Annotated in this window: 20 protein-coding genes and 1 pseudogene; 16 read left to right on the plus strand and 5 right to left on the minus strand. The window is 64.1% G+C overall.

Going from position 1 to position 20966, the window contains the following annotated elements; genetic code table 11:
- Positions 1-2 precede the first annotated feature (2 nt).
- The 5 genes from ABB26_RS08350 (at position 3) to ABB26_RS08370 (ending at position 3832) form a co-directional block, all read left to right on the plus strand.
- The gene (locus tag ABB26_RS08350) at positions 3-464 is read left to right on the plus strand and encodes an NUDIX hydrolase (RefSeq protein ID WP_057633220.1); all 462 of its coding nucleotides are present in this window, start codon (positions 3-5) and stop codon (positions 462-464) included.
- Complete coding sequence (gene mnmA, locus ABB26_RS08355; RefSeq protein WP_057633221.1) at positions 461-1582, plus strand: tRNA 2-thiouridine(34) synthase MnmA; 1122 nt, start codon at positions 461-463, stop codon at positions 1580-1582. The genes ABB26_RS08350 and mnmA overlap by 4 nt, the downstream gene beginning before the upstream one ends.
- Before the next feature lie 10 nt (positions 1583-1592).
- Positions 1593-2207, plus strand: coding sequence for a high frequency lysogenization protein HflD (hflD, locus tag ABB26_RS08360; RefSeq protein ID WP_057633222.1), 615 nt, complete (start codon positions 1593-1595; stop codon positions 2205-2207).
- 125 nt (positions 2208-2332) lie between these two features.
- On the plus strand, positions 2333-3523 hold the full coding sequence (locus tag ABB26_RS08365; protein ID WP_057633223.1) for a methyl-accepting chemotaxis protein: 1191 nt from the start codon (positions 2333-2335) through the stop codon (positions 3521-3523).
- Between the two features lie 75 nt (positions 3524-3598).
- On the plus strand, positions 3599-3832 hold the full coding sequence (locus ABB26_RS08370; RefSeq protein WP_057633224.1) for a hypothetical protein: 234 nt from the start codon (positions 3599-3601) through the stop codon (positions 3830-3832).
- 643 nt (positions 3833-4475) lie between these two features.
- Here ABB26_RS08370 and ABB26_RS08375 read toward each other — a convergent pair.
- A complete protein-coding gene (locus ABB26_RS08375) occupies positions 4476-7256 on the minus strand; it encodes a bifunctional diguanylate cyclase/phosphodiesterase (protein WP_057633244.1) in 2781 nt (926 codons plus the stop codon).
- 358 nt (positions 7257-7614) lie between these two features.
- On the opposite strand from ABB26_RS08375, the pseudogene ABB26_RS08380 reads away from it, so the two are divergent.
- Positions 7615-8643: pseudogene (locus ABB26_RS08380) on the plus strand (sensor histidine kinase); the annotation flags it as partial.
- A gap of 23 nt (positions 8644-8666) precedes the next feature.
- On the plus strand, positions 8667-10397 hold the full coding sequence (locus ABB26_RS08385; RefSeq protein ID WP_057633226.1) for an EAL domain-containing protein: 1731 nt from the start codon (positions 8667-8669) through the stop codon (positions 10395-10397).
- A 65-nt stretch (positions 10398-10462) separates the two neighbouring features.
- Here the strand turns inward: ABB26_RS08385 and ABB26_RS08390 are convergent, their stop codons facing one another.
- The 4 genes from ABB26_RS08390 to flgA all read right to left on the minus strand — a co-directional run bounded on the left by ABB26_RS08390 (position 10463) and on the right by flgA (position 13123).
- Positions 10463-11650 (minus strand): ATP-binding protein, encoded by a 1188-nt coding sequence (locus tag ABB26_RS08390; protein WP_057633227.1) that lies wholly within the window; start codon positions 11648-11650, stop codon positions 10463-10465.
- Between the two features lie 125 nt (positions 11651-11775).
- Positions 11776-12114, minus strand: a complete 339-nt coding sequence (locus tag ABB26_RS08395; protein ID WP_057633228.1) for a flagella protein — start codon at positions 12112-12114, stop codon at positions 11776-11778.
- Entirely contained in the window at positions 12111-12413 is a 303-nt protein-coding gene (gene flgM, locus ABB26_RS08400) for a flagellar biosynthesis anti-sigma factor FlgM (RefSeq protein WP_057633229.1), read from the minus strand. The genes ABB26_RS08395 and flgM overlap by 4 nt, the downstream gene beginning before the upstream one ends.
- 65 nt (positions 12414-12478) lie before the next feature.
- The gene (flgA, locus tag ABB26_RS08405; RefSeq protein ID WP_057633230.1) at positions 12479-13123 is read right to left on the minus strand and encodes a flagellar basal body P-ring formation chaperone FlgA; all 645 of its coding nucleotides are present in this window, start codon (positions 13121-13123) and stop codon (positions 12479-12481) included.
- A 111-nt stretch (positions 13124-13234) separates the two neighbouring features.
- Here flgA and ABB26_RS08410 point away from each other — a divergent pair, with 111 nt between their 5' ends.
- From ABB26_RS08410 to ABB26_RS08450, 9 genes are all read left to right on the plus strand, one after another.
- Positions 13235-14179 carry a chemotaxis protein gene (locus ABB26_RS08410; RefSeq protein ID WP_057633245.1) on the plus strand — a complete coding sequence of 315 codons (945 nt, stop codon included), beginning with the start codon at positions 13235-13237 and terminating at the stop codon, positions 14177-14179.
- Between the two features lie 112 nt (positions 14180-14291).
- The gene (gene flgB / locus ABB26_RS08415; protein ID WP_057633231.1) at positions 14292-14690 is read left to right on the plus strand and encodes a flagellar basal body rod protein FlgB; all 399 of its coding nucleotides are present in this window, start codon (positions 14292-14294) and stop codon (positions 14688-14690) included.
- An 11-nt stretch (positions 14691-14701) separates the two neighbouring features.
- Complete coding sequence (gene flgC / locus ABB26_RS08420) at positions 14702-15109, plus strand: flagellar basal body rod protein FlgC (RefSeq protein ID WP_057633232.1); 408 nt, start codon at positions 14702-14704, stop codon at positions 15107-15109.
- A gap of 26 nt (positions 15110-15135) precedes the next feature.
- Positions 15136-15807, plus strand: coding sequence for a flagellar hook assembly protein FlgD (locus ABB26_RS08425; protein WP_057633246.1), 672 nt, complete (start codon positions 15136-15138; stop codon positions 15805-15807).
- A gap of 32 nt (positions 15808-15839) precedes the next feature.
- Positions 15840-17060: a flagellar hook protein FlgE gene (gene flgE / locus ABB26_RS08430; RefSeq protein ID WP_057633233.1), complete on the plus strand. Its 1221-nt coding sequence runs from the start codon at positions 15840-15842 to the stop codon at positions 17058-17060.
- 160 nt (positions 17061-17220) lie between these two features.
- Positions 17221-17970, plus strand: a complete 750-nt coding sequence (locus ABB26_RS08435) for a flagellar basal body rod protein FlgF (RefSeq protein ID WP_057633234.1) — start codon at positions 17221-17223, stop codon at positions 17968-17970.
- Positions 17971-18350: 380 nt separating this feature from the next.
- Entirely contained in the window at positions 18351-19136 is a 786-nt protein-coding gene (gene flgG, locus ABB26_RS08440; protein WP_057633235.1) for a flagellar basal-body rod protein FlgG, read from the plus strand.
- 19 nt (positions 19137-19155) lie between these two features.
- On the plus strand, positions 19156-19845 hold the full coding sequence (flgH, locus tag ABB26_RS08445) for a flagellar basal body L-ring protein FlgH (protein ID WP_057633236.1): 690 nt from the start codon (positions 19156-19158) through the stop codon (positions 19843-19845).
- A 2-nt stretch (positions 19846-19847) separates the two neighbouring features.
- On the plus strand, positions 19848-20966 hold the full coding sequence (locus ABB26_RS08450; RefSeq protein ID WP_057633237.1) for a flagellar basal body P-ring protein FlgI: 1119 nt from the start codon (positions 19848-19850) through the stop codon (positions 20964-20966).

Here is a 20966-nt window from a genome sequence, read left to right on the forward strand (position 1 = left end):
GCGTGAATGCTTTGCAGTCCCAGCGATGGGCGCCACGCGTCACCGTGGCCACCGTGGTGTCCCGCGCCGGGCAACTGCTGCTGGTGGAAGAGGAAAAGGACGGCCGGCGGGTATTGAACCAGCCGGCCGGCCATCTGGAGCCGGACGAGAGCCTGCTTGAGGCCGCCGTGCGCGAAACCCGCGAGGAAACCGGCTGGGATGTGCGCTTGACCGGCTTCATCGGCACGTACCAGTGGACCGCCACCAACGGCACGCCGTTCCTGCGCTTCGCCTTTGCCGCCGAGCCGCTTTGCCATCACCCCGAGCAGCAGCTGGACGACGGTATCTTGCAGGCACTGTGGTTGACGCCGGCGCAACTGCAGGCTGACATGGCGCGGCTGCGCAGCCCGCTGGTCTGGCAGACGGCCGCAGATTGGCTGGCCGGGCAGCGTTATCCGCTATCGATCTTGAGGCAGGTGTTGTGAGTAGTCCTGGTGTTGTTGTTGGCGTTTCCGGCGGTGTGGACTCGTCTGTCGCCGCATTGACCCTGGTCCAGCAAGGCCTGGATGTCGCAGGCCTGTTCATGCAGAACTGGGCCGATGACGGCAGCGGCCATTGCCGTGCCGAGGATGACCGCCGTGACGCAGTGGCCGTCTGCGGCCGGTTGGGGATTCCCTTCCATTTCCGCGATTTCTCCAACGAATACTGGCAGGGCGTGTTCGAACACTTCCTGGCCGAATACGCGGCCGGCCGCACGCCGAACCCGGACGTGCTGTGCAACCGCGAGGTCAAGTTCAAGCACTTCCTCGATGCTGCCCGCGAACTGGGCGCCGAGCGTATCGCCACCGGCCATTACGCGCAGGTGGTCAAATCCGGCGGTCTCTGGCAGCTGCTGCGTGGCGCCGACCGCAGCAAGGATCAAAGTTATTTCCTGCACCAGCTGGGTCAGTCGCAGCTGGCGGCAACCCTGTTTCCGATTGGCCACCTGGACAAGAGCGAGCTGCGGCGCATCGCCCGCGAGGCGGCCCTGCCCACCCATGCCAAGAAGGACTCCACAGGCATCTGCTTCATCGGCGAGCGTGATTTCCGTGAGTTTCTGGGCCAGTACCTGCCTGCGCGCGAAGGTGAAATCCACGATCCGGATGGGCGGGTCATCGCGCGTCACCCCGGCGTGTTCTATTTCACTCTGGGCCAGCGCGAGGGCCTGAACATCGGCGGCGTACGTGGCCGCCCCGCCGCTCCGTGGTTTGTGGTTGGCAAGGATGTGGAGCGCAACATCCTGTACGTCGACCAGGGTCACGACAGCCCGTGGCTGCAGTCCAACTGGCTGCGCAGCGAGACCATGCACTGGATTTCAGGCGCCCCACCCGCTCGCCAATTCGAATGCACCGCGCAGACCCGATACCGTCAGCCGGACGAACCCTGCAGCGTGCAGGTGCGTGATGACGGCACCCTGGATGTCCGTTTCAGTCGCCCGCAACGGGCGGTGACGCCCGGACAATCGCTGGTGCTGTACGACGGTGCACAGTGCCTGGGCGGCGCCGTGATCGCCGCCACCGATGCCCCTTTGGAGCGCCGTTTGGGCGCCCCTGTATCCCCTTGAGAGGTAACCCATGAGCTTTCCCATCGATGACCGCGTACTTGCCCTGGCCGGCATTGCCCAGGCATTGCAGCAGGTGCGCCGCATCGCTGAAACCGGCCATTCGGAGAACGCCATCGTGCGTACCGCGATGGACAGCGTGATGCGCATCGACGCCAGCTCGCCGGGCGCGGTGTATGGCAGCCCGATGCAGGTCGAGGCTGGCCTGCGCCTGCTCCGTGACTACTTCCGCAATCAAGGCAAGGACGACCTGCTCCCGCGCCTGGCGCTGACGGTGATGCAGCTGGAACGTCGTTTCGTGCGTGAAGACGCCACCGTGAACAAGGTGACCGCCGGTATCGAGCGCGCAGCGGCACGCGCGCAGGAGCTGGGTGACAGCAGTCATCCGGACGTTTTGTCGGCACTGGGCAGCCTGTACGCCGACACCATCAGCCAGCTCAAGCCGAAGATCATGGTGCAGGGCAACCCGCATTACCTGGGCCAGGCCGCCGTGGTGTCGGAAATCCGCGCCCTGTTGCTGGCGGCCGTCCGTTCAGCGGTGCTGTGGCGCCAGTTGGGCGGTAGTTATCTGGACTTCCTGTTCTCACGCAAGACCATGCTTGAAGCGATCGAAAGACGCCTGCGCTGAGGCCTTTCGATAGGCAGCCCTGTTCACGCACGGGGCTGCGGTAAACGTTCGCCGATTGTGATCGTGGTGCTAAAGAGGCTTGGCCTACGGCCGATACTGCACTCGTGACTCTCCCGAGAACGTCCATGTACTCACGTATTGCAATCCGCCTGGCCGCCCCACTGGCCCTCACTTTTCTGCTGCCGCTTGCTGCTGCACTTGCATGGCCAACGGCCGCCGTCTGGGCGATCCTGACCACCATGGTGCTGAGCTGGCTGGTGTTCGCCTATTGGAGCGTGCACTCGCAGACCCAGCGTTCGCCCGAGCATGCCAAGGTACTGCGCGAGCAGGACCAGCTGCTCAACGAGCTGCGCAGCTTTGTCAGCAATGAAATCGACGGCTCGCGCAGCGAGATCGAGCGCGCCCGCGAACTCATCCGCCAGGCCGTCGGCGGGCTGGGCGGCAGCTTCGACGCGATGAACCGCCGCTCGCGCCAGCAGAGCCAGGCCCTGGCCCGCATCGTCGACCGTACCGGTGACGAAGGCAGCGCCGGGCTGGACGTCGCCCGCTTCGCGCAACACGCCAGCCACCAGATGGAACAGCTGGTGGAAGCGTTGGAACAGGTCAGCGGCCAGAGCTCCAACACTGTGCAGCACATCGACCAGATGGCCCAGCACCTGGACGGCATCTTCGCCCTGCTCGAAGACGTCAAATCGATCGCCGACCAAACCAACCTGCTGGCACTCAACGCTGCCATCGAAGCGGCGCGTGCAGGTGAAGCTGGCCGTGGTTTTGCCGTGGTCGCCGATGAAGTGCGCAATCTGTCCGAGCGCTCCACCACGTTCAACGAGCAGATCCGCAAGCTGGCACATAGCTCCAAGGACGCGATTGCCAAGGTTCGCGAGACGGTATCGCACATGGCCTCGCGCGACATGGACCGCTCGCGTGAAGCGCGCCAGGAAGCGGCTTCGATGCTGGACAACGTCGCGGCCATCAATGCCTCGCTGGGCGAAGGCATGCGCGAGATCTCGGAGTGCGGCCGCGCCATCGACGGCAGCGTCGCCGAAGCCGTGCGCGCCCTGCAGTTCGAGGATATCGCCACCCAGGCGCTGGGCGGTGTGCACACGCATCTGGACCGGCTCGGCGCGATCAACCGCGAGGCTGTCGCCCTGCAGGAACTGCTGCACCGTAACGGCGGCGTGTTCGACGGGGAAATGGTCGCTGCCCTGCAGCGTACCGGCAGCCGCCTGCGTGAAATGCGCAGCGAATGGGAGCGTCCGCCGCACAAGCCGGTGACGCAGCAGAGCATGGGTGCCGGCACGGTGGAATTGTTCTGATCCTGCCCTTCCCTGCTTTTCAGCAAAGCCCCGGTTCATGACCGGGGCTTTGTCATGCGTCCATCCCGAACCGCCATGACGTTATCGATCACGCCCGGACATGCATCCGAAACAGGTGCAGCCACAGAAGAATCGGCAACGCCCCCCGTTGCCGCAGCGCTTGCAATCGCCCCCCTGCGCAGGCAGCACCTGATTCAACTGGAGCAGGCCGCGCAACAGGAAATCGCGCTGCTGCGTACACAATGCACGACGCCTGAAATGCCGGATTGGCTGGCAAGCAGCATCGACTGGGATCTGTCGGCGCTTTGAAGCCGCCGCAGGGAACGGGGAAAGAAAGGACGTCGCAGCGGCTTGTCATGCACGCCTTTGCAGCAGCGGATTGAGCCGCGAATCCGGTCAAACACCCGCAACGATTGGCGGCTGCGGGAAGGATGGCCGTACCGCACCTGCGCCGCGCACGCGCTGCATCCGCAGACTGGAACGCCGCAAGCTCGCTACCTGCCTGGCGCCTACGCAATCCTGGTCGCTGCCCGCCGTTCGCATGACACGTGACACATGCCGAGCACAGCCCTCATATCCCGACACGCATCGATTGATTGGTGGCGATCCATGCGCAGATCGACGCTCGACAGTGTCTGCAGATCCGATGGAGAAAGCAGAGTACCTGGCTGGGCAAGCGCCGTGCATCCTGGGCTCCAGCCGGGCGCACCCAGTCAATGCCCGGCCACTCTTTCAGCCCTGTTGCCCAAACGAATTCCCGGATGCGTAGCGCTTACCGGGCTGCAGCGGGCCTGATCCTGGTCTTGTCAGAAAGAACGACGGTCTGGATGCCGGTCGATCAAGGCGGGGCCACGGCGACCCGGATGAACGGGAAAGTGATGGGCTGGCATTCTTCGGCCAGGAATCGAGGTGTTGCGGAAACGAGGAGCTGGACACCAGAACAGCACCAGCCTCACCTTGCTTCCAGATTCCCCATCCCCTGCACCGCGATCATCGCCGCATGGGCGCCCGGCTCGCCTTCCTGACTGCTGCGCAGCCACTGCACCATCTCGCGGGGACGCAAGGGTTGCGAGAACAGGTAGCCCTGCAGCTCGTCGCAGCCTTGCCGCTGCAGCATCGAAGCCTCGGCCGGTGTCTCCACGCCTTCGGCGACCACACGCATGCCCAATGCATGCCCCAGATGCACGATCGCCTGGGTGACTTCCGCCGTTCCGGCGTCATGCAACATGCCCTGCACGAAGCTGCGGTCGATCTTCAGGCGCTGCACGGGGAAGCGATTCAGGTAATGCAGATTGGAGAAGCCGGTTCCGAAGTCATCCACCGCCAACGGCACGCCGTGACGTTCGAACACGTCGAAACATTGTCGCAAGGCGTCGGTGTCGCGGATCAGCGCCGATTCGGTCAGTTCCAGTTCCAGTCGCGTGGGCGACCAGCCATGCCGGTTGCACAGTGCGATGACACGCTCGGCAAAACCGCGCTCGCGCAGCTGCAACGCCGAGACATTGACCGCGACACGGTCAAAACTCAGCCCTGCCTGCTGCCAGACCCGCGCCTGCCGGCACACCTCATCCAGCACCCAATCGCCGATGCGGATGATCTCACCGCATTTTTCGGCAATGGGAATGAATTCGGCCGGACTGCACGGGCCAAGTCGTGCACTTTCCCAACGGAGCAGTGCCTCGATCGACGGCGGCTGGTCACCAACGGCATGCACCAATGGCTGGTAGACGAGACTGAACTCATCACGATCGATGGCGCCATTCAGCGCATGCTCGATATCCAGCCGCCGCTGCGTGCGCGCCAATGCATCCTGGCTGTAGTACTGATACGTGTTGCGCCCGGCTTCCTTGGCCGCATGCATGGCGGCATCGGCCGCACGCAACAGGCTGTCGAAATCACTGCGGTTGTTGTCCAGCAATGCAATGCCGACGCTCGCCCCTACCTTCAGGGTGACGTCTTCACGATAGAGCGGCTCGGCCAGTGAGGCGATCAGCTTGCGCGCCACGTGGCCCGCATCCTCCGGCTCCACCAGGTTGCGCAGCACGACGATGAATTCATCGCCGTTGAAACGGCCGAACAGATCGGCGGTCCGCAGGTTCTGGTGCAGACGCGAGGCGGCGGACTTCAGCAGAATATCGCCGGTGGCGTGACCGTAGGTGTCATTGATCGCCTTGAAGCCATCCAGATCCACGAACAGCATGGCCAGGGTCGCGCCACGATCGCGCGCCTCCAGGATCGCTTCCGAGGCCTGCTCGCGTAGCAACATACGGTTCGGCAACCCGGTCAACAGGTCGTAATGTGCGAGCAGTTCCATCCGCTCATCCGCCTCGCGTTCACGGGTGATGTCGCGGAACAGCACGACGTGCCGCTCGGGCAGCCCTTCCCGTTTGTCGAGTTCGATCAGCACCTGCACCCAGATGCGCTGCCCCGAGGGGCGGTAGAAGCACAGGTCCAGCTGCTCCGGCAGACCGCCATCGACGATGCGCTGCAGGGCGGATTCGAAACTGTCGCGCGAGTCCGGCGTGTACAGCGCCAGGGCCTCGTCCAGCGTGATCGGCGCCTTGCGTAGACCGTGGATGCGGTAGCACTCCTCGGTCCACTGCATGCCCCGGGTCTCGACCTCGATCTCGCAGCCGCCAATACGGCCCAACGCCGAGACGCGATTCAGCAGTTCCGTGCGCCAGCGGATGAGCGCATCGGTACGCCGCTGGCCACTGATGTTCTGCACCTGCCCGATCACACGCAACAGCTTGCCGTTGGCATCGCATTCGGGCTCCACCCACACCCGCAGCTGTTGCTGCAGCAGCGGATCCAATCCCCAGGCCAACTCGAAGCACAGCGGCTGCGGTTCGGCCAGCAGACGACGCCAACTGAGGAGCAGATGCTGACGTGCCTCCGCCGGTACCTGCCGCAACCACTCGCGGCCGCTGGGCAACGCGTTGCCGTCCCAGCCGATGGCAGCGGCAACCTCTGCCGACCAGTGCATCCGCTGCTGCCTGCAATCCCAGGCCCAACTGCCCATGCCTGCGGCCTGTTGTGCCCGCTGCAACAGCGCCAGTTGCGAACGGAATTCCTCTTCCAATGGCCGGTGTGCCGGCAGCTCGGTGCGCGTGCCCACCATGCGCAGCGGCTGACCGTCCGCGCCCCGCGTGACCACACTGCCTTTGTCGATTACCCAGCGCCACTGGCCATGCGCATCCCGCAGGCGGAACTGGCAGGCGAACGGCGTCGCCGGGTCATGCAGATGAGCTGCGATGGCCTGCCTGACCAGGGCGCGCTCGTCCGGGTGAACCTGCTCAAGCAAGCCCGCCAGCGGCGGCGCCTGTTCTGAGGCGCTGATGCCGATATGGGTGACGCGATCGGCAGCGACATCCCAATCCCAGAGTTCATGGCCTGCCGACTGCATCGCCATACGGCACAGCATGTCTGCCGAGGCCATATCACTGGTGACCGAATACAGATAGCCCAACGAAGCGCCTGATGGCGCCTGCAGCCGACTCAACCAGCCTTGTTGTGATGCCTGTGTGCCGGGCAATGGGCAAGCCAGTGGCCCGTTCGCTGCCGCTTGTTGACGGATGCCGGACAATTGCCCGGTGTAGCGTGACAGGCGTCCGGGCAACCCCAGTTCCCTGGCGGCCGCGTTGGCTGCCAGGGGTTGGCCTTCCGTATCCAGCAGCACTACGGCCGCATCCAACGGATGGCTGAGCAGGCTTGCAATTACGCCGCGATCCACGCGCTCTATCTCCATGCCCGAAAAACCGGGGACTAAACCGATAACGGCATGCACAGCCCAGAATTGAGCATTCCGTCGTCCGCATCCGTACAACTCGTTAAGATGGCACTTTGCTAGCCCCGAACTCTTACGCCCCCATGGATGCCGGCCCGGTCACACCGTTTCCCGCACCCGTTGCAGCCCTGCCACTGCGCGGGCCGCGCAGCGTCACAAGCCACGCTTGTGCACTGCCCCTTTCAGCGCTGACCGAGGGCATGGCAACGACAGCTCTGACAGGGGAATGGGGAACGTCGGCATGAGTTGGACTGTGATCGCCATCGCGCTGCTGTTGATGGTTGTCCTGATCGGACTGTGGCATCGGCGGCAGGTACGCCGAGATCTTCGGCGCACGCACGACGTGGATGAAAGCTCTCATTTTGTCGAGCAGTTGGGCGCAGCGCTGGGAGATGGCCTGGTGATCACCGGCGCTCAGGCGGTGCATTACGCCAATCCCGCGGCCGCGACGATGCTGCGGACGGCTGATCTGGCTGATATCGGCCGCATTCTGCTCACCGCTGTTGGCGAAGGCGAAAGTACTGCCACCACCGTGACGGTGCGACTGCAGCGGCCCGATGGAACGCCTTTCAATGCTTCGGTCAGCTCCCGTCCCGTGGTTCATGCCGGACTGCCATGCCGGTTGTTCGTGATCCATGACCTGAGCGAGTTGGAGCGCGGCCGCGATGCGTTGGCCGCCAGCAACGCCGAGTTACAGGCCATGGCTGGCCGGCTGTTCTCCTTGCAGGAAGACGAGCGCCGCTCCATCTCCCGCGATCTGCATGACGACATCGGCCAGGCGATCACCGCGATGAAGCTGGCCGCCGGTGCCGCACGCGATGAGGAAGACCAGACGCGCCGGCACGAAGACATCGATCAGATCATCGAACTGGCCGACAGTACGGTCGTCAAACTGCGCAACCTGTCGATGCTGCTGCGTCCGCCGCAGCTGGACGCACTCGGGCTGGAAGCAGCGTTGCGTTGGCAGGCCAACATGCTGTTTCGTTCCACCCCGGTCGAGCTGCTGCTCAACGTGGACACCCTCGCCCAGCGCCCCGGAAATGAGGTTGAACAGGCATGCTTCCGTATCGCCCAGGAAGGACTGACCAACGCGCTGCGCCATGCCCGTGCCAGCCAGGTGTCGCTGCTGCTGCGTGATGGCCGCAATGGTGAGCTGCTGCTGCAGGTTGTCGACGACGGCGAAGGCTTTGATCCCTCCGCACCGCGCGGACTGGGCATGATTGTGATGCGCGAACGCGCGCAGAGTGCAGGTGGCAGCCTGCAGATTGAAACCGCACCCGGCGAAGGCACCTGCATCAATCTGCGCCTGCCCTACACCACCCCCGCACGCTGACGGAACACCAGGACAACGTTCATATGTGGAGCCCTAGCCCCCAACCCAGCCCTGATCGCACGGATGCGCGCACTGTTCGCCTGGGTGCCGGCAACCCCGAACTCCTGGCGATGGTGGATGCCGCCAACCGGCATGGTCCGTCGCTGATGCTGCTGCACCTGGATATCGACCACTTCGCCTCGGTCAACGAAAACATGAGCGCGGAAGTGGGTGACCAGGCACTGGTGATGATCGCCGAGCGTCTGCGGGAGTTCCTGGCGGGCCGCGGACGCTTGTGGCGACACGGCAGCGACGAATTCCTGCTGGCGATGGAACGTAACAGCGATACCGCGTCGCCGGAAGAGATCGCCGAACAGATCCGGCAGCAGATCGAGCTGCCGCTGTCGGTACTGCCTTACACACTTTTCCTGACCGGCAAGATTGGCGTCAGCCTGTGCCCGGAGCACAGCACCAGCGCCAACGGCCTGCTGGACCTGGCCGAGGACGCGCTGCACCAGGCCAGCCGCGAAGGTGGCAACACCGTGCATGTGCATGTGCTGCACAAACCCAGCAGCGCGCATAGCGAGAGCATCATCTCGCGGCAGCTGGTGGATGCCATCGACAACGGTGAACTTCGCCTGCGCTACCAGCCGCTGGTCAGTGCCCGCGACGGTCATGTGGTTGGCATGGAAGCGCTGCTGCGCTGGCAGTCGCCCACATTGGGCATGCTGGTGCCCGAGCGCTTCATGCGCACCGCCGAACGCCTTGGCATCATCGTGCAGATCGGCGCATGGGTGCTGGAGATGACATTGCGCCAGGCGCGCACGTGGCGTGACCAGGGCTTCGAGGATTTCAACGTCGCGGTCAACGTTTCCACGCTGCAGCTGCTGCGCCCCAACTTCTTCACCGAAGTGATGGCGGCATTGCAGTCCATCGGCGTGCCGGCACGCATGCTGACGCTGGAGATCAACGAGAGCGCGTTGACCAACAACGTCAACTTCGTCCACGAAACCCTGGCCAACCTGCGCAATGAAGGCATCAGCCTGAGTCTGGACAATTTCGGCACTGGCGATTCCAGCCTGAGCGCACTGGTGCGCTACCCGGTGGACAAGCTCAAGATCGACCGCAGCTTCATCAAGAGCGCGCCGGCCGCCAACCGCGAGGCCGCGATCAGTCGCGCCATCATCGCGATGGGCCACCAGCTGGGCATGACCGTGATTGCCAACGGCGTGGAATCACAGGCGCAGCTGGGTTTTCTGCGGCGCAATGACTGCGATGTGTTCCAGGGCTATCTGTTCGGCGAACCGATGTCGGCCGATGCTGCCGGCATGACGTTGCGTCGCCGCTACCTGCGCCCGGAAGCATTCGCCGAGACACGGCCGGATCGCACCTTGCTGCTGCTCGATGACGAAGAAAACGTGCTGCGCTCGCTGGTGCGCCTGTTCCGCCGCGACGGCTACCGCATTCTGGCCGCCGGCAATGTGCGCGACGCCTTCGACCTGTTGGCGATCAATGACGTGCAGGTGATCCTGTCCGACCAGCGCATGAGCGACATGAGCGGCACCGAATTCCTGGGCCGGGTGAAGATGCTGTACCCGGACACGATTCGCCTGGTGCTATCCGGCTACACCGATCTGAATACCGTGACCGACGCCATCAACCGTGGCTCCATCTACCGCTTCCTGACCAAACCCTGGAACGATGATGAGCTGCGTGAGCATATCCGCCAGGCCTTCCGCACGCATGACGAAAAGCGCGGCGGCATTCCGGTGTGAAAGCCTGGTCCGGGAAACGGGAAGACCGCAGCGCGGAATGCCCGATTCCCGGTTGACGTGGCCGGTTACTTTGGCTGACGGATCGGCAGTACCACACGGAAGCGGGAACCCTCGCCCACCGTGCTTTCCAGGTCAATGCGACCGTGGTGCTTGTTGATGATGCCGTAGGAAATCGACAGGCCAAGTCCGGTACCGCTGCCCACCGGCTTGGTGGTGAAGAACGGGTCGAAGATGCGCTGGCGCAGGTCGGCGGAAATACCGGCGCCATCGTCCTGGAACTCGACCCACACCTCGTCGCCATCCACGCCGGTGCTGACCACGATGTTGCCGCGGTCCGCGATGGCGTGCCCGGCATTGAGCAGCAGGTTCATGTAGACCTGGTTCAACTCGGACGGCAGGCATTCGATCATCGGCAGCTCGCTGTAGCGACGCTCCAGCGTCACCTTGTACTTGAGCTCGTTCCAGATGATGTTGATGGTTGATTCAAGACCTGCATGCAGGTCCACCAGCTTCCAGGATTCATCGCGTCCGGAGTACGAGAAGTCCTTCAGGTCGCGCACGATGCGCGTCACCCGCTCGATGCCTTCGCGCGACTCGGCCATCAACTGCGGCAGGTCACGACTGATGAAATCGATATCCAGGCGGCTGCGGATGTCATCGATCTCATGGATCAAGGCCTTGGGATCGGGCGCGCGCAGGGCACGCTCATAGGATTCGATCACCGTGAACAGGCTGCGCAGGTATTCCTGCAGGCTGCCCAGGTTGGAGTGCACATACCCGATGGGGTTGTTGATTTCATGGGCAACGCCGGCGGCGAGTTGGCCGATGGAAGCCATCTTCTCCGACTGCAGCAGTTTTTCCTGGGTGCCGTTCAGGCGCAGATAGGCCTGGCGCAGTTCTGCATGACGCTGCTGCAGCTCGCGCTCGTAGTCCTCTGGTCCTTCCAGTTGCTGGAACATGGCAAGGAAGGCTTCGTTGCCACCTTCGGCATGGTGGTGAAGGTGCACGGTGATGACCCGCTCGCCAATCGGCAGACTGCCGGTCCAGGTGCCGGTTTCACGCGACTGCGGCAGGGCGAACGGCGGCAGCAGCGCTTCCAGATTGCGCGCCAAGGCGGCGGCGCCCTGCTCATCCACGCCAAACAGCTCGCGCACCAGCTTGTTGGCGATGCTGACTTCAAACCTGCCGTTGAATACGAGAATGCCGAGCTTGACCCGCTCACCCAGCGCACGCAGGACGGCCTGGGACGGCATGGAAACAAGTGGGGAGCTGAAGGACTGGGTCACGGCTACAGGCACGGCGCGGGAATGGGCCGTCACTATAGCCGGATGGACAGCGTGCCTGCCGCCCCGTGCTCGGGGCGGGCAGCTGCGATATCTCAGGCCACCGCCAGTGGGCGGCGGGTATGCATCGTCTGCGCCTGGCCCCTGGCGTCGTAAGCCGGAGCATCTTCGCTGCGGCCAAGCTGGCGCAATGCCCAGTTGACCTCGCGGCGACGGCGCGACAACAGCACGCCATTGGCGTGGTTGCGCTCAGCCAGTTCCTTCAGCCGCGCGGCTTCCTGCAGCGGCGGGTTCCGTTCCAGTTCGCGCAGGGCATCGAGCTTCTTGCCGGTGGCGGCGACCAGCGCGGCGACGTCGTGTTCGACCAGCGCCTGTTGCTCGCCATCCAGCGCATCGCTCAGCCGCTGCAACGGATCAGCCAGGGTGAGGTTCATCCGCGCAGCTGCTGATCCAGGTCCAGCATGCGCGAGGCGATGGCGTCCGGGTTGATCCGGTAGCTGCCATTCTCCAGTGCCTCACGGACGGCCTGCACGCGGGCCATGTCCACGGCCGGGGCCGTGCTCAGCTCGCGCTGCATGGCCTGCAGCTGGGTGGCCTCGTCGGTCAGGCGCACGCTGTCCACGGACTGCACGGCCTGGGTCTTGGCTTCACCGGCCGGGGCTACCTTGGTGTTGACTGCAACGCTGCGCAGTTGCGCTGCGGCTGCGATTCCACCGTCGATTTTCTGGCTCATGTGACGGAAATCCTGATTCGGTTCAAAAACGATAACGGCAGTGGCCGGCGGTTCTTTAGCAAAATTTATCGGGTAACCAACACATCGCCACCCGGCGCGGCTACACCCTGCATCACCCGGCGTGAAGACAGGTTCTCCACCGAGACCCTCTCCCCCGCCCCGGCATCCCCGAGGGCGCGTCCGGCAACACGTACTTCCACCCCACCGCGACGGGCCACCAGGGCCACATTATCGCCACGGCGAACAATACGGGGTGCCACCAAGTCGGCGGCGGACAGCAGGCTGCCGGCCGACAGGGCGCGACGGGCCACTTGGCCGATGGCAACCTCCGGCGAGGAAAGCACCGCCCCGGCGATCCGCGCGGTGTCGCGTTTCACGGTACCGATATCGGCCGCAGCGAGGGTTTCTCCAGCGGCCACGCCACGATTGAGCACCAACACCTGCTGCTCACGTCGCACCTTCACCGGTACGAACAGACGCCAGCCGCTGCCCTGCGGGCACGACACCTCGACCGTGGTGTTGGCCGTCGCACGCGCTTGCAGAGGCGCCGGACACGCGGGCAGGCGCAGCCCGGCATCGACCCCTGCATCACCTTCTTCACCCGGTGCCAGTGTGCTCAAGGCAGCGGCACGGATCGACTCGACCGGCTGGAAAGTGCTGGCCCAGGCCGCAACCGGCAGCAACACACATAAAGATAGGAGCAGGCGCATGCAGGCAGAGCCTCCCGGCAATGAAGTACGCCCCTGCACAGGCAAGCGGCGTGCCAGAACGCGATGTGGCTGGCGCTCAAGTTGCGCGCCCTGCCCGCCGATACAGGCTGCATGTCACAAGACCTGCTCAACCGCATCGACCAGCGCACGCGACTGGCTGGCCACAACCGCCTTGCGCTGCTGTTGTTCCGTCTCGGCGGCCGTCAGCTTTTTGGCGTGAACGTATTCAAGGTGCAGGAAGTGCTGCGCCGTCCGGCATTGTTCCAGGTACCGGGCCTGCCGCCGCAGTTCGCCGGCGTGGCCGATGTCCGTGGGCGTTCGGTGCCGGTGCTCGACCTGGGTCTGGCCATCGGCCACCCGGAGCGCGAGCCGGAGGCGGACCGGTCGCCGGGCTACCTGGTGGTCACCGAGTTCAACCGTTCGGTGCAGGGCTTCCTGGTCAGCGGCGTGGAACGGATCGTCAACATCGCGGTGGAGGACATCCAGCCGCCGCCGGAGCTGGGCGCCGAGTCCACCTACCTGACCGCGGTAACGCGCTTCCAAGGTGAGCTGATCCAGGTGATCGACGTGGAAAGCGTGCTGGCCGATATCGCCCAGCTGCGCGGTGAAGCGGTGCTGGACCCCTCGATGGCCCTGCCGGCCGATGCGCCACCGATGCAGGTGCTGGTGGTCGATGACTCACGGGTTGCGCGCCAGCAGATACGCAGTGTGCTCGACCAGCTGGGCGTCACGGCGACCCTGCTTTCCGATGGCAAACAGGCGCTTGACCATCTGCTGCAGATTCACGCAGCCGGCGAAAACCCTGCCGAGCGCTACGCCATGGTGATCTCGGACATCGAGATGCCGGCAATGGACGGCTACACCCTGACGACGGAAATCCGCCGCCATGCCGGCCTGGCCGGGTTGTATGTGCTGCTGCATACCTCCCTGTCAGGCGTATTCAACAACGCCATGGTGGAGCGCGTGGGGGCCAATGCGTTCGTGGCCAAATACAGCCCGCATGAACTGGCCGACTTCGTGCTGACGCGGCTGCGACATGTGGCCGAGGCGGCTTGAAGGCCGGGCCTGAAGGCCTTCAGAGCTGAAAGCTCGCCCTCACCCGGCCCCTGACCGTACCACTGGCACGCGCCTTGCAACTTCCCCGGCAACGTTCCGTGGGAGGTTCCACATGGCCAACCTGATTTCTGATTACCTGGGCATCCATGCCCAGGCCATGCCGTTGCGCGAGCAACGCATGAAGCTGATCGCCAGCAACCTGAGCAATGCCGATACGCCCGGTTACAAGGCCCGCGATCTCGATTTCGATGCCGCCCTGCGCCATGCCCAGGGAGCAACCGGCAATGGCCTGATGACCGCCACCTCGGAGCAGCATTACGCCATCGGCGGTGACGGACTCAATCCGTTCCAGATCACCCGTGAAGCCGCGCAGCCCAGCCTGGACGGAAACACCGTCGACCCGGACACCGAGCGCGCCGCCTATGGCCGCGCCGCGCTGGAATACCGCGCGTCGTTGAGCTTCGTCGAATCCAAGGTGCGCAGCATGCTCACCGCGATCACCGGCCAGTAAGGAGTGCTGCCATGAGCAACCTGCCGATCTTCGATATCGCCGGTTCCGCGCTGAAGGCGCAGTCGGTGCGCATGAGCACCATCGCCTCCAACCTGTCCAATGCCGACTCCGTCGCCGGTTCGCCGGATGCGGTGTACCGGCCGCTGGAACCCATCTTCCAGGCCGTCACCAGCCGCACCGATCCCAACCTCACCGGCGTGCAAGTCAAGGAAGTCGTGCAGAGCGATGCACCGCCGATCAAGCGCTACGAGCCCAACCATCCATTGGCCGATGGTGATGGCTACGTCTATGCACCGGATGTGGATCCGGTGGCGCAGATGGTCAACCTCATCTCCACCTCGCGCAACTACCAGGCCGGCGTGGAAATGCTCAGCACCGCCAAGGAACTTGCCCTGGCCACGCTGACCATGGGCCGTTGAGCCCACCACTGAAGGAAACCGCCGCCATGAGTACGGGCGTCAATACCGATCTCTACAGCTCGCTCGGCCTCAATGCGCCGAACGCCACCAGCACCAAGAAGAAGGACACGCTGGACCAGGCCGATTTCATGCGCCTGATGACCACGCAGCTGCAGCACCAGGATCCACTCAAGCCGATGGACAACAGCCAGATGGTCGCGCAGATGGCGCAGCTGTCCACCGTGCAGGGCATCAACGACCTCAACAGCACGGTCAAAGGCTTCCAGCAATCGATGTCCAGCGACCAGATTCTGCGTGGCGCGGCATTGGTGGGCCACGAGGTACTGGTGCCCTCCACCAAGCTGTCGCTGGAAGCCGAAGGCGGCGCCACCGGCACCGTTGCCGCGCCCGGCGCCGGCACGGTAACGATCGACATCACCGACGCCAACGGCGTGAAGGTCGACCAGCTGAGCGTGCCGGCCACCGCCGCTGGCGAAGTGTCCTTCGACTGGGACGGTACCGATGCCGATGGCAAGCGCATGCCGCCGGGCAGCTACACCATCACCGCCACCCATACCGACAGCTCCGGTGCGCAGAGCAAGCTCAACACTTATGTGCAGGCCGAGGTGGAAAGCGTGACCGTTGGTGCTGACGGCCTGTACCTGAATCTCAAGGGCCTGGGCACCGCCCCGCTCGACTACGTGCTCCGCATCAGCTGAGCCAACCCACGCATTCCGCAGGAGTAAACGCCATGGGCTTCAACGTATCGCTGTCCGGCATCAATGCCGCCAACGCCGACCTGAACGTCACCGCCAACAACATCGCCAACGTCAACACCACCGGTTTCAAGGAATCGCGTGCCGAATTTGCCGACCTGTTCAGCTCGACCAGCTACGGCCTGTCGCGCAACGCGGTCGGTGCCGGCGTGCGCCTGACCAATGTGGCCCAGCAGTTCTCGCAGGGCAACATCGACCAGACCGGTCGCAGCCTGGATCTGGCGGTCGAAGGCGAAGGCTTCTTCACCATGAACATGAACGGTGCGCGTGTGTACTCGCGCGCCGGCAATTTCCAGACCGACAACAACGGCTATGTGGTCAACCCGCAGGGCGCACGCCTGCAGGTATTCAAACCCAACGCAGACGGTACCAAGTTCGATGGCAGCCTGACTGACCTGCAGCTGCTCACCACCGACAGCCCGCCCAAGCAGAGCACGCTGGTCAACATGGCATTCACCCTGCCCGGCAATGCCGCCGAGCCGACCGTTGCCACGTTCGATCCGACCGACTCCAACAGTTACAACCACTCCACCGGTGGCGTCACCGTGTATGACTCGCTGGGCGTGAGCCACACGCAGACGTCGTACTTCGTGAAAACCGGCAATCCGAACGAGTGGCAGGTACACAACTACGTGGATGGCCAGGCTGCCGGCGCACCCACGCTGCTGCAGTTCTCCAACAGCGGTGCGTTGACCAGCCCTGTCGGCGGCAAGATCACGCTGGACCCGTTCACCCCCACCACGGGCGCGGGCGTGGTCAATCTGACCCTCGATGTGACTGGCTCCACCCAGTACGGCGAGAAGTTCGCTCTGCGTGACACCCGCCAGGACGGCTATGCGGCCGGCAAGCTCAACGAGATCAGCATCTCCGAGGAAGGCGTGGTGTATGCCCGCTATACCAATGGCGATGACAAGGCTCTGGGCCAGGTGGCACTGACCACGTTCAACAATCCGCAGGGCCTGCAGAACCAGGGCAACAATCTGTGGTCGGAGACGTTCTCCTCCGGCAGCCCGCGCACCGGTGCACCGGACACATCCGATCTGGGCCAGGTACAGGCCGGCTCGCTGGAAGCCTCCACCGTGGATCTCACCGAGCAGCTGGTGAACATGATCGTGGCGCAGCGCAACTTCCAGGCCAATGCGCAGATGGTTTCCACGCAGGATCAGATCACGCAGACGATCATCAATATCCGCTAAAGCCTGGAACGAGGGTTGGGGACCGGGAATGAAACCTGGTTGAGCGTCATCTGTTTGCATGACGCGCAGCGCTTTTTCTCTTCCATCCCCGGCTCCTCGTTGCCCTTGCCACCTGCCCTGACCTGTCACCCCTCACTCACGGTTCCCCGATCCCCGCCTTATGGACAAAGCTCTCTACGTCGCCATGACCGGTGCCCGCGCTTCACTGCAGGCACAGGCAACCGTGTCGCACAACCTGGCCAACTCGGACACGCCGGGCTTCAAGGAAGCGCTGGCCAATACCGAAGCTTTCCGCATCCAGGGGCCGGGCTTTCCATCGCGCGTGGATGCGCTGCATGTGGACGCCGGTTTCAACCGTCGCGTGGGCGCGCAGCAGATCACCGGCAATGCGCTGGACCTGTCGCTGCAGCCGGGTAGCTGGCTGGCGGTGCAGTCCGGTGACGGCAGCGAAGCCTATACGCGTGGTGGCGCGCTGTCGCTGACACCCAACGGCCAGCTGGTCACCGCCGAGGGCAACGCCGTGCTCGATGACAACGGCAATCCGGTCGCGGTCCCGCCGCACCAGGCCATCGAAATCGGCCATGACGGTACGTTGTCGATCATTCCGCTGGGCGAGGGCCCGCAGACGATGGCGATGATTGGTCGTCTGCGCGTGGTGGACGCCGCCGACGATCGATTGACGCGCGGACTGGATGGCCTGATGCGCAACAGCGACCCACAGCAGCCCTTTGCGCAACGCCAGGGCAAGGCGCTGGACAGCGGCATGCTGGAGTCGAGCAATGTCGATGCAGCCGGCGCGCTGGTGCAGATGATCCAGCTGCAACGCCAGTTTGAAATGCAGGTGAAGGTGATCAAGCACGGCGACGAGAACGCGCGCAGTGCGAATTCGTTGCTGCGATTGAACGGCTGAGGAGCGCTTGCTGGAATTTGGTTTTCGGCTTTCCTTGCTTTCGCCTTTCGCCTTTCGCCTTTTGCCCTTCTCCCGTTCACGGGAGAAGGTGCCCCGAAGCGGTGGATGAGGGCTGCTTTTTCTTTGCTTCGGCTTCGGCTTTGATGTCGGATTGTCTGCCGCAGCCAAGAGTGCCCTCACCCCAACCCCTCTCCGGTAAACGGGAGAGGGGCTTTGGTCTCCGCTCTTCGTATCAGCTTCGGCCCTGAGACTTCGGCCCTCGGCCTTCCGCCTTCCGCCAACGCTCGCGCCAGCATCCCGACACCCTCTTTTGGCACGCGCCATGCATTGACTGCAGCAAGGGCCATCGTGGCCGGCATCAGCAGCAGAGGAACCGCTCCATGAATCAGGCATTGTGGGTCGCCAAGACCGGCTTGGATGCGCAGCAGACGCGCATGTCCGTTGTCTCCAACAACCTGGCCAACACCAATACCACCGGATTCAAGCGCGACCGCGCCAGTTTTGAAGACCTGCTGTACCAGCAGGTGCGTCAGCCGGGCGGTTCATCCTCGGCACAGACGCAGCTGCCCACGGGCCTGCAGCTCGGTACCGGTGTGCGTGTTGTCGCCACGTCCAAAGCGTTCGAACAGGGCAGCCAGCAACAGACCGGCCGTGCGCTCGATGTCATGGTCAATGGTCGCGGCTTCTTTGAAGTGATGATGCCGGACGGCACCTCCGCCTATACGCGCGACGGCAGCTTCCAGATCAATGCGCAGGGTGAAGTCGTCACCAATAGCGGTTACCCGGTACAGCCTGGCATCCAGGTGCCCGAAGGCGCGCAGTCGATGACCATCGGCAGCGACGGCACCATCAGCGTGAAGATGTCCGGCGAGGCCGCCTCGGTGGAAATCGGTTCGCTGACGCTGACCGACTTCATCAACCCGGCCGGCCTGCAGGCAAAGGGTGAAAACCTGTTCCTGGAAACCACCGCTTCCGGCCCAGCGCAGAACGGCACGCCCGGCCTCAATGGTCTGGGTAGCGTCGTGCAGGGCGCACTGGAAGGCAGCAACGTCAACGTGGTGGAAGAGCTGGTGTCGATGATCGAAACCCAGCGTGCCTACGAGATGAATGCAAAGGCCATTTCCACCACCGACTCGATGCTCGGCTACCTCAACAACAACGTCTGAGCTGCCCAGGAATTCCGCTATGAGCCGCACCACTCTGCTGCGCCATCTTTCCGCCGCCATCGCCGTCGCCCTGCTGGGTGGCTGCGTCCTGGCAGGCGATGTGCGTCCGTACCCGGCGATGGCGCCGATCCAACCCATCATCGCGCCGTCGGCCGCGCCCACCGCTGGTGCCATCTACGCCGCCGGCCCGGGGCTGAATCTTTACGGCGATCGGCGTGCGCGTGACGTGGGCGATCTGCTGACCATCACCCTGGTCGAAAACACCACCGCCACCACCACGGCCAGCACCGCGATCAGCAAGGAGTCGAACATCGACATCGGTACGCCGACGTTGTTCGGTGCGCCGGTGACACTGGGCGGCAAGGACATCCTCGGGGCCTCGGCCAGTGGTGAACGCGACTTCGCCGGCAAGGGCAACAGCGCACAGAGCAATCGCCTGCAGGGCAGCGTGACCGTCACCGTGATCCAGCGCCTGCCCAACGGCAATCTGGTCGTGCAGGGGCAGAAGAACCTTCGGCTCAACCAGGGCGATGAGCTGGTGCAGATCCAGGGCGTCGTGCGCGCCGCGGACATCGCACCGGACAACACCATTTCTTCCAGCAAGGTCGCCGACGCACGCATCGCCTATGGCGGCCGTGGTGCGGTGGCGCAGTCCAACGCGATGGGCTGGCTGGGTCGTTTCTTCACGTCGGCGCTGGCGCCGTTCTGAGCATGACCATGCGTACTCTCTCCCTGTTCCGCTGCGCAGTCGTTGCACTGACCGTGGCCTGCGCCCTGCCCGCTCATGCCGAACGCATCAAGGACCTGGCCCAGGTCGGTGGTGTGCGTGGCAACGCGCTGGTCGGCTATGGCCTGGTGGTTGGCCTAGACGGCAGCGGCGACCGCACCAGCCAGGCACCTTTCACCGTGCAGAGCCTGAAGAACCTGCTCGGCGAGCTGGGCGTCAACGTGCCCAGCAACGTCAACCCGCAGTTGAAGAACGTCGCGGCGGTTGCCATTCATGCCGAACTTCCGCCGTTTGCCAAACCCGGCCAGCCGATCGATATCACGGTGTCATCGATTGGCAACGCGGTATCTTTGCGCGGTGGCTCGCTGCTGATGGCGCCGTTGAAGGGTGCTGACGGCCAGGTTTACGCCATCGCACAGGGCAACCTGATCGTCGGTGGCTTCGGCGCGCAGGGCAAAGATGGTTCGCGCATGTCCGTCAACATTCCCAGCGTTGGCCGTATTCCCAACGGCGCCACGGTGGAGCGCGCCCTGCCCGACGTGTTCGGTGCCAGCGGCGAAATCACCTTGAACCTGCACCAGAACGATTTCACCACCGTCTCGCGCATGGTCAACGCTTTGAATGCCAGCTTCGGCGAAGGTGCCGCACGCGCGGTCGATGGTGTCACCGTCGCGGTGCAGGCCCCGACCGACCCGGGTGCACGCATCGGCATGCTGGCCCGCATCGAGAATGTGGAGCTGTCCCCGGGTACTGCACCGGCGCGGGTGGTGGTCAATTCGCGTACCGGCACAGTGGTGATTGGCGCGCAGGTGCGCGTAAGCCCGGCAGCCATCGCACACGGTTCATTGACGGTGACCGTCAGTGAGTCGGCGCAGGTCAGCCAGCCCAATGCTTTCGCTGGTGGGCAGACCGTCGTCACGCCGCAGTCCACCATTACTGCCAGCAACGAAGGCAGCCGCATGTTCCGCTTTGACGGCGGCGCGACGTTGGATGAAATCGTGCGCGCGGTGAATGAAGTCGGCGCTGCACCGGGCGACCTGATCGCCATCCTGGAAGCACTCAAGCAGGCCGGCGCATTGAGCGCCGAGCTTGAGGTGATCTGA

It is taken from the genome of Stenotrophomonas humi (assembly GCF_001431415.1).
Lineage (GTDB): Bacteria > Pseudomonadota > Gammaproteobacteria > Xanthomonadales > Xanthomonadaceae > Stenotrophomonas > Stenotrophomonas humi.